The 9,203-nt window shown below is 69.0% G+C and carries 6 protein-coding genes and 1 pseudogene; 5 read left to right on the top strand and 2 right to left on the bottom strand.

Features of this window, described 5'->3' with window-relative positions; genetic code table 11:
• The 3 genes and pseudogenes from KUM40_RS26050 to KUM40_RS26040 all read left to right on the top strand — a co-directional run.
• The coding region (locus KUM40_RS26050) for an acyltransferase (RefSeq protein ID WP_254395686.1) at positions 1–1,215 on the top strand (1,215 nt) is incomplete at its 5' end.
• Between the two features lies 1 nt (position 1,216).
• Complete coding sequence (locus KUM40_RS26045) at positions 1,217–1,837, top strand: hypothetical protein (RefSeq protein WP_217168628.1); 621 nt, start codon at positions 1,217–1,219, stop codon at positions 1,835–1,837.
• A gap of 177 nt (positions 1,838–2,014) precedes the next feature.
• Positions 2,015–2,611: pseudogene (locus tag KUM40_RS26040) on the top strand (transposase family protein); the annotation flags it as partial.
• Positions 2,612–2,690: 79 nt separating this feature from the next.
• Here the strand turns inward: KUM40_RS26040 and KUM40_RS26035 are convergent.
• The gene (locus KUM40_RS26035) at positions 2,691–6,200 is read right to left on the bottom strand and encodes a DEAD/DEAH box helicase (RefSeq protein WP_217168626.1); all 3,510 of its coding nucleotides are present in this window, start codon (positions 6,198–6,200) and stop codon (positions 2,691–2,693) included.
• Positions 6,185–6,955 (bottom strand): hypothetical protein, encoded by a 771-nt coding sequence (locus tag KUM40_RS26030; protein ID WP_217168625.1) that lies wholly within the window; start codon positions 6,953–6,955, stop codon positions 6,185–6,187. Before KUM40_RS26030 ends, KUM40_RS26035 begins: the two co-directional genes overlap by 16 nt.
• Before the next feature lie 917 nt (positions 6,956–7,872).
• Between KUM40_RS26030 and KUM40_RS42195 the strand changes: the two genes are divergently transcribed.
• Together KUM40_RS42195 and KUM40_RS26025 are read left to right on the top strand one after the other, a co-directional pair.
• Positions 7,873–7,995, top strand: a complete 123-nt coding sequence (locus KUM40_RS42195) for a hypothetical protein (protein WP_302180900.1) — start codon at positions 7,873–7,875, stop codon at positions 7,993–7,995.
• 425 nt (positions 7,996–8,420) lie between these two features.
• Entirely contained in the window at positions 8,421–8,579 is a 159-nt protein-coding gene (locus KUM40_RS26025) for a hypothetical protein (RefSeq protein WP_217168624.1), read from the top strand.
• Positions 8,580–9,203: the final 624 nt, after the last annotated feature.

The raw sequence follows: 9,203 nt of genomic DNA, 5'->3' as shown, positions 1-9,203 counted from the left end.
CCCCAGGCCCCCGCCACGCCCGGAGCCCCCGCCGCGCCCGGAGCCTCCGCCTGGCCACCCGTAGCCGTCCCCGGCCGCTCCGCACCCCCCGCAACCAGCGAGCCGACCAGCACCCCGCACACGCCCGCGCCAGAACCCACTCCAGACCCTGCGGCCACCACCAGCGACCCGACGCCGCACCACACCCAGCCGCGCACCGCCGCCAGCAGCGGCACCTACGCCGGCCGCGACTACTCCCACTACACCGGCCAGATCACCCGCGCGGTCGACCAGGCCCTCCAGGAGCACGGCGGCGACGTCGAAGCCGCCACCGCCGCCCTGGTGAAAAAGGCCGTGCCCGACGCCATGGCCCTTTTCAAGGAAACCCGCGTCGGCTCGAATTACGACCACACCGTCTATCCGGAACTCCTCGAAATCCTCCACAAAAAGACCAAGGACGGCTCGGACGAAATCTGGGAAGGACGCCACAACTGGACCAACACCCACCTCACCGACCAACTCAACACGGGCGCCCTTAACCCCGTCACCGTGGACGCCCTCGACACCAACGCCTCCTTCATGGCCGCTTTCAAGACCCACCTGCCCATCGGCGCCCTCAGGCACAACCCCCACGGCGGCTTCGACCCCAAGCTCTCCGGCGTCCACCTCCTCACCCAACGCCCCACCTGGCACCACCCCCACCTCCCCGACCCCATCGGCAACCGCCGCGAGACGGGCCCTGTCGTCCTCACCGACGCCACCATCCGCCTCCTCATCCGCTGCGCCCGCTACGACCTGTGCGACCAGCCGGTGATCGCCGAGAGCTGGACCAGCGGCGCCAGCGAAGGCCTGCTGGAGAAATTCCGCCGCGTCCTCGCCGAGGCCCGCCACACCGCCCTGGAACGCGAAGCCGCCGGATACACCGACGGAACAGTGGCCGTCGAATACGTCAAGGCCATGTACTCGAAATTCACCTCCACCCTCGGCGAATCAAATGCCAACCTCGAAATCCGCCGACCCGAGTGGATGCACATCATCCGCTCCCAGGCATTCGCCAACCTCTGGTATAAGGCTCACCGCGCCCACAAAGAGGGCCTCACTGTCGTCCGCGTCCGCGGCACGGACGAACTCCACGTCACCGGCGGAGACTGGCGTACCGTATTCACCGAAGGCCGCAGCCCCGCCGAAATGAAACTCAAAAACCAGTACACCCTGCCGAGGAAGACCGCCGCCTGACATGTCGACCGACGGATGGAAGAACTTCGGAACATACGGCGCCAACCTCGACACCGGAAACATCCACGGCAAACACGCCCTCGGCCGCGCCCTCGAAGACGCCCTGGAACGCATGATCATCCACGGCGGCATCAAGTCCCCCGCCCACACCCGCCGCGGCCTCATGGCCCGCATGAACTACCTCACCACCACCGGCGGCGGCGCCCAGGCCATGGCCGAAGCCGGCATCACCGCCACCCGCCCCACCATCCGCGCCTGGACCCAAGGCACCCGGCACCCCCGCCCCGAGAACCAGGAAGCCATCGACACTGCCTACTGGAACCTGCGCGCCGCCAACATCCTCAACAACCCCGGCGCCCTGAAACAGCACCTCAACCGCGGCGGCCACGGCACCGAAGTGGAGATCCACCCCATCAACCAGAACGTCGTCCTCGAGCCGCGGCGCCGCCCCAACCTGCGCGTACGCCGCTTCCGGGTCCGTTACATCTGGGACGACGCGGTCGACGCCCTGGTCGCCGGCGACGTCGCCGGGCTCGAAGAGATCTGGGATGACATCATCGGCGAACTCGACTCCGACTGGGGCGCCTACACCTACGTCTCCCACATCGGCCTCGGCGCCTGAAAGCACACAAACCGATGCCACCACGCCGACGAGGCGACGGCCTGCTGATGTACTTCATCCCCTCTTGGGCATCTTTGGGTCTGTCGAACGAGCGGCTCTGGCCCGTAGTCGGTGGTAGCGAAGGGTGACGGTCGTCGTTGGCACGGTGTGTGCGATGTCAATGAGCTTGTGTCTGTGGTGTTTTCAGGGTTGTCGGCCCTGGTCATCGAGGGCGTGACGGGCGAGGGTGAGGTCATCCGGGTGTCGGCGCGGACTCGGGACGATCCGGTGCCGTGCCCCGCGTGCGGGACGCGAACAGCGCGGGTGCACGGGTTTCATGGGCGGGTGCTCGCGGACGTGCCGGTGGACGGACGGCAGATCGTCGCCTCGGTGCGGGTCCGGCGCCTGGTGTGCCCGGTGCTCGACTGCCCGCGGCAGACGTTCCGCGAGCAGGTTCCCGGCGTCGTGGAGCGCTACCAGCGCCGCACCAACCGTCTGACCAGCCAACTCGACTCCGTGGTACAGGAGTTGGCGGGCCGGGCGGGCTCCCGCCTCTGCCGCGTTCTGGCCTGCGCGATCTCCCGCTCGACCGCCCTGCGCATGCTCATGCGCCAGGTGGTGACGCCGCCGCTGCGCGTCTCGCGCGTGCTCGGCGTCTACGACTTCGCCCTCAAACGCCAGCACCGCTACGCCACCGTGATCATCGACGCCGAGACCGGCGAGCGGATCGATGTCCTGCCCGACCGCACCGCCCAGACCTTGACCACGTGGCTGCGCGAGCACCCCGGGGCCCAGTACCGCAAGCCTCAACTGAAGTCGGAGCGCCGCTGATGACAGGTCAGCGCTGTCTTTTGCCCGGACCACAGCCGATGCCCTACGGGCCGGCCAGGGCAGTGACCAGCTGACCGTCTTCCAGGTGGTGGGTGAGGTCGAGGCCGCTGTCGATCAAGGTGAGGACGGCGTGATGCCGGGCGGCGGGGATGGCAGCGATCTGGTTTCCGTCGCGGTTGACCCTGATGGTCGCCAGCTTCTTGCCTGGGTGGGTCAGGGTGACCGGCCCGTCTCCGGTCTCCGGGCCTACCCATGCAAGAGGGATGGTCACGGGACGGCCCCGTAGCAGTTCGTTGAGTGGGTTAGCCGGCTTACTTACGTAGTCGAGGAGGTCCTCGACCTCGTACGTGTTCGCCTTGTACGCGGTGACCCAGCCGTCGATCTGCTGATCGGCGACCCAGGTGCGGAGCTCACCGGAGCCGATGCCGGCCTCCGCCGCGGCGCGGCCGATCTGGTGGGCCAAGCGGCGGGAGGTGATGCCTGAGGTCAGCAGCGTGATTGCCTGCTCGGTGTCGACACCGAGCCGGATGTGCCAGGCCGTCTGTGCGAACAGGCGGGGCGTGGTGGGTGTCATCAGGGGGTGTGTGTTGACGAGGTTGACCAGGGCGCCGGCTGTCCAGCTGATTGCGTGCTCGAAGGCCTGCTTGATGCTCTGGACGGTCAGCTCCAGCATCCGGGGATGGGATGACAGAATGTCGGGCGCCCAGACGCGGGCCAGTTCCGGAATGGGTGTGCCGGAGATCCAGTCCCGGATCGCGTCGCCGATCGGCATGTCGACGCTGAAGCTCTTGTTGTGCGGGCTGGTGAACTTCCACTTCCCGACGGCCTCGGGCGTCAGCAGGAGGTCCTTGAAGGCGCCCTGCTCGGCAAGGAAGTCCAGGGTTTGCTCCAGCTGCCACTCGGGTGGCTCGAAGAAGATGCTGATCTCGGCCGGGGTGTCCTCGGGGGCCGCGTAGGCGACGAGTTGCTCCGCGAGGCGTCGGGCGACCTGGTCGAGGAAGCGGGCGGATCCGATGCTGGTTCCGGTGCTGGCCCACCGACGGGCCGAAACGGGGTCGGTGGCGTCGTAGACCGCGGTGACCTTCTCCGCGAGCGCCATCCAACGGGCCGGGACCGAAGGGTCCTCGGCCTGTTCCATCGCGAGCAGTGACCGCACCGGATCCAGCCGGTCGCCGGGCGCGTGGAGGGCCCCGGCGTGGGTCTGCAGGACCAGCCACACGAACGCGGCGAAGTCGGCCGCAACGGTTCCCATCACGCCGAACAGGCCATCGAGCGAGCTCTGCAGCTGCAGCTCGGCATGGGCCAGTGACCGCAGGGCTTCCTCGCTGAGCAGCTCGGAGGTGACGGTGAGCCCCTCGCTGTCGGGGGTAAGCGTCTCGAACTCCTCGGCCCGGGGCGGGTAGGGGCGGGTGAGGACGACCCACCCCTCGCTCTCACGCCCGGCCCGGCCGGCCCGGCCGATGGCGTTGAGCAGTTTCGCGGGACTGAGGCCGCTCTGGTTCCCGCGTGTGGGATCACCCTCGACCGTGTGATTGATGATCACGGTACGCACCGGCAGGTTGACGCCGTCGGTGAGGGTGGTGGTGCTGGCGATGGCCAGCAGGTCACCGTCACGAAGCCCTTGTTCGACGGCGTGGAGGACGTCGTCGGGAAGGTCGGCGTGGTGGAAGGCGACGCCGTGGCGGGTGCACTCGACCAAGGGGTGCTGCTCGCCGAGGGTCTCGGCCAGGAACTCGGCGAGCGCCGCAGCCTCGGGGCGGACGTCCAGGTGCTCGGCCATGGCGACCGCGGCGTTCCTGGCGATCACCTTGCTGGCGACAACCATCAGGACGCTGCCGGCCCGGGTCAGGGCGGCGGCACCGGCGGCGAACACCGCATAGTCGCGGATGCCGCCGGTGAGCTTGGTGCCCTTGTTCCACTGCCAGGAGTTGGGGGAGGCGTACGCTCTGGTGCCGGCGTCGGGGAAGGTCAGTCCGAAGGTGCCGCTGGCGGCGGTCGGCCGGACGTCGAGCCGGGGGGCCACCGGAACGGTGGCCCGGGTGGTGGAGGGCTGCTTCTTGCTCGGCTTACGCACGGTGCGCTCGGCCTGGCCCTTGAGCAGCTGCGGGTACATGAGGCCGTGCAGGCGCCGCGGGCCGCGCCAGTCGTCGGTGAAGTACACCTCCTCCGCCGGCCGCGTCGGGTCCAGCCACGAAGCCAGGGCAGCCCGGTTGCCGACAGCGGCGGACAGCAGCACCAGCCGGACGTCGGGGCGATTCCGCAGCAGGGCGAGCAGACTCTCCAGAACGAAACCGCGTCGGCCCTGCGCGAGGTGGTGCGCCTCGTCGACGACGATGAGGCTGACCTCGTCCAGCGCTTCGCCCGGGGTGTTGCGGACCATGTGCATGAGCCGTTCCGGGGTCACGATGTCCACGTCCCCGACGAGGGAGCCACTGCCGTCGGCGAGCGGGAAGTCCGGCTGCTCGGCAACCAGCTTACGTTCCAGAAGCCGTAGTCGGCCGCGCAGCGCGGCCCGCATCTCCCGGCCGAGGCTGCGCATCGGCGACACATAGACCACGCGGCCGGGCTTCTGCGCCAGGTGGGAGCAGATCACCAGCTGGGCCATCAGCGTCTTGCCCGCGCTGGTGGGCACGCTGATCAGGCTCCGGCCGGTGGCCGGGTCGACCGGGTTGCCCCGCTCCAGGTTCAGCAACTGGCGCTGCGGGCGCCACAGAGTCATCACCGGCGGGTGGGACATCGCGAAGGTCTGGGCGACCGCATCCGGCGTCCCCTGCGGGAGCAGCGTGTACAGGCTGCTGGCGGCCATCTCGCCGCTCAGGCCGAGGAGGTGGGCTGCGACCCACCGGGCGGTCGGGTCGCTGCGGCCGGCCCGCCCGTCCAGCACGCTGCCCAGCAGGTCCTGTGCGCCCTGCAGGCGGCCCGGCTCGCCGAACGAGAGGAACAGGCGCAGGAGGTGGACCGCTTCGACGACGGCTTCGGCCGGTCCGTACATCGTGCCCGCGAGCGGCTCGCCATCCATCAGTTCGCGGAGCTCTGCGAACTGCCGACGCCAGGCGGACAGGGTCCGGTTCAGGTCGGTCCGGTCGAAGCCCAGGAAGACGACGCCGGCCTCTAGGGCCAGGGTGTCGATGTGTGCCGCGAGCGAGGACGTGACGTTCACCAGGGTCTTGACCTGGCGGAAGACGGCGGTGGCGTTCGGTTCCTGCTCGCACCGCCGGTAGCCGGCCTGGGCGGCGAAGGCGATCTGCAACTGCTCGGCGGGGGAGCGCCGCCCGTCGGCCAAAGCCAGGTCCATCACGTGCGCGCTGACCGCGAGCGCCTGCCGCATCCGCACGGGATCGAACCCGGGGCTCCCCGGCTCGACCGCAGCCAGACCGTGCAGGAGCCACGCGGTCGCCAGCACACCGTCCGCGATCTCCTTGTCCCCGCGGAAGGCGCCGATCTCCAACTTGGTGATGGCCTCCAGCAACTCCTGCGCCGAAGGCAGGACCCCGCCGGGACGGTACTCGCCGAGGGCGGAGGCGAGCACGGCCGGGTCTAGAGTGCGGTCCACACGTACTCCCTCACGTACTGGGCGAAGCCCTCAAGATCGTCGATCGCCACCACCAGTCCCTGGAGTGCGCCGGAGTGCTTGTGGGTGGTGAAGTGCGTATGTGCGAGATGGAAGGCCTTGGCCGGGACAGCCGTGGCGTTCAGCGCGACGCTGACCCCGCCGCCGGACGACTCCTCCTCGTCCACCCACTGCTCGGCCAGGCTGCCCACGAACTCCCGGGTGTCGTCGGCGAGCAGCTTGTCGCCCCAGGACAGCATCCCCAGGTAGGTCTGTGCCTTGGTGCTGAGCTGCGTCCAGCCCTTGTAGATCGACCCGCCTGGCTTGTTCGCCGAGCCGGTGTACTTCTTTATCTCCCACAGGCGGAAGGAGAAGCCCCGGGCCGTCCCGTCCTCCCGGTAGACGATGAGGCCGTCACCGCCACCGTCGTTCACGGCGGGCTTCGGCGGGCTGAGGATCTCCACGGTGCGCGCCGGGTCCTCGAACAGGTCGCGGGTGAGGAGGTACCAGAGCCACTCGCCGACGTGCCCGGCCGGCCCGTGGTTGTGCTCCTTCCTCTCGGCAGCCTTTTCGAAGACGGGTTCCGCGAAGCCCTTGACGAGGGTGTGGTCCTTCCCGGTCAGCTTCGTCCCGTTCAGGGTGGCCTCGCGCCACTTCCCGTACGACCGGGGCCGCCCGCCGGTGCGTTCCCACATGATCTCGTCGGCGATGATCCACGCCGCCGCCGCCCGGTCCTCCGGACCACTGCTGAGGGTCATGACGAGCTCCCAGGGGCATACCTGGTCAGCGCCTTGGGGTTCCCTTTGCACCAGGTCAGCCACACGCCCGCCGACGGCCGTCGCTCGGGCCAACGCCTGCGCGGGGGGCAGAACGTTCACCACCACGAACCCCCGCTCGTCCCAGACCACCCGCATCGTGTAGGAGCCGAGGCGGTCCCCGGCAAGGTCACCCTATCGAGTGGTCGCGCAGGACGATGGCCTGGTTCCGGTATGGGGTGGGGGTGCGGGTTGTGGCGTCGTCGGTTGGTAGGTTCAGGTCGTCCGTGAGCACCCGTCAGAGCCTTGCCCAGCCCGGCGACAACGACGACCAGGCCGACGCCGTCGAAGTGCCGCAGCAGTCCCGGCCGGGACGGACCGCGTACCGGCGCAGCGCCGCCAACCCGAACGGCTCGACCACCGCGCTGCGCTCCGACGTCCTCGGCACGCTCGGCGTTCTCAAGGTCGCCACCGCCGACCAGCTCCAGCGCCTGCTGCGACCCGGAGCGGCGTCGAACAAGGCGATCCGGCAGGCGCTCGGCGATCTCGCCCGGCACGGCCTGGTCGCCTCGGACGGCAACACCCGGGACCGGCACAAGACGTGGCGTTGGAGGGCGCCGCCGGGCTGGACGCGGCCGCTGCGGTGCTCGGGATGGTCCGCTCGGAGATGGGCGGCACGGCCCGGGGCGCCAGGCGCTCCGGTGCCCAGCACGCGATGGCGGTCAACGAGACGATCGCCGCGTTCGTCCTGGGCGGCAGCGCGCCCGGGGCCGCGGGCGGGGTGGGCACGGTGCGGTCCTGGTCGACCGAGACCGAGTTCCCGCTGCCGGGCGGCCAACGGAAGGTGCGCCTGGACGGCGTGTGGCAGGCCCCGGAGATCGGGGTGCCGGTGCTGATGGTCGAGGTCGACCCGCTCCACCATGGCGCCGGAGCGGGTCGCCGCGAAGTTCCCCCAGTACCGCGAGCTGTTCCGCACCGAGGTCCGCGACAACGACTCGGTCCTGGCCGACCGGGAGCCGGCCGACCGCATGGTGCACTGGTAGCGGCGGACCTGGCCCGGCCACACCCGTGCCGGGTACCCGCCGGTCGCTCTGATCGTCACCCTCGGTGCCCGGCCGCGCGCTCCGAACTGCGCCAGCTGGTCCGTGCCCGCAGAGCCGTCCGGGCCGCGTGACCCGGGCGCCTCGGTCGGCCAGGAGCACGGAGTTGCGACAGGGGTTGCGCGTGGCTGTTGCACTGGAGATTGCGCCTATCTATTGCGCGACCCGACGGGCGGTCCTCGCGTTCACGGAGGTCGCCACGCGGTTTCGCCGTGGTCGGGGTGCTGACATCCCCGTTGCAGCTGCTCTGCCCATGTCCCCTGGCTGGAGTGAAGGAGTAAGGGACGGGCGGGATGGGCGTACGGCCGCGGCCGGGGATCGGGGCGCACTCAGCCGGTTGCGCGGCGGCCGGGCAGGGACGGAGGGCCGTGACCGGCTCACAGCTGGGTGGCCTCCCGCCCGTGGGTACGGATGTGCGGCGCCGCGGCCCTGCACGGGCTGTGGCCGAGGTCGCCGACGCGGTCGATGCCCTGGTCGCCGACGACGTCGCCGGGCTCGAAGAGATCTGGGACGACATCACCGGTTAGGTCGGCCCGCAGATTTCCACCCCCGGCGCCCTCCCCACGCTCTGCCTCCTTCCAGATTCCAGAAAGACCTCACCACTGGAAGAGCGAAAACCGGAACCAAGAAATCCGCGATGCTTCGGATGAGAATTCAGATGGCAGAGAAGGCCGGTACGAAACATATTCACCCTCCGGTAGCAGCGCGATAATATAACGCCATTCGAAAAACTTCCCCTGAAAATTGAAACCGAGATACACAAAAACGTATCGCCGTCGATAGACCTCTGCTCCAATCAGTTCATGTCTAGACCTCTAAGAGGAAGGGGCTTGTACAATGAGTCACCGTTACAGAACTTGCGCGGTACACAATGGCGTGACACGATCGGGTACACAAGACGCCGGCATTGGGGGCCCGAACACGATGTGCAACAACCGGCCAGGTGGAACGCACCGACAACGTCTACACCGGCCACTACTGGACCCCAAGGATGACCGGTAGGACGGGAAACCCCCAGTACGTAGATGGCGTCGCAGACGCCATCTCAACCCCTCCTGAAAGATGTAACGGCCCCCTGAGTGCCACCCCTTCCCTCTAGCCAGCTCTCTTGAGTCGCGTAGCGACGTTACAACGTTCCGTCACGTAGTGAC

Source organism: Streptomyces sp. AC512_CC834, from assembly GCF_019049325.1.
GTDB lineage: Bacteria > Actinomycetota > Actinomycetes > Streptomycetales > Streptomycetaceae > Streptomyces.
The sequence above is the reverse complement of the archived record's forward strand: the minus strand, read 5'-3'. Positions and strand labels throughout refer to the sequence as shown.

Coding starts and splice junctions, on each gene's coding strand:
- KUM40_RS26030 (WP_217168625.1), bottom strand. CDS start 6,955: ATGACCCTCAGCAGTGGTCCGGAGGACCGGGCGGCGGCGGCGTGGATC.
- KUM40_RS42195 (WP_302180900.1), top strand. CDS start 7,873: ATGGCGCCGGAGCGGGTCGCCGCGAAGTTCCCCCAGTACCGCGAGCTG.
- KUM40_RS26045 (WP_217168628.1), top strand. CDS start 1,217: ATGTCGACCGACGGATGGAAGAACTTCGGAACATACGGCGCCAACCTC.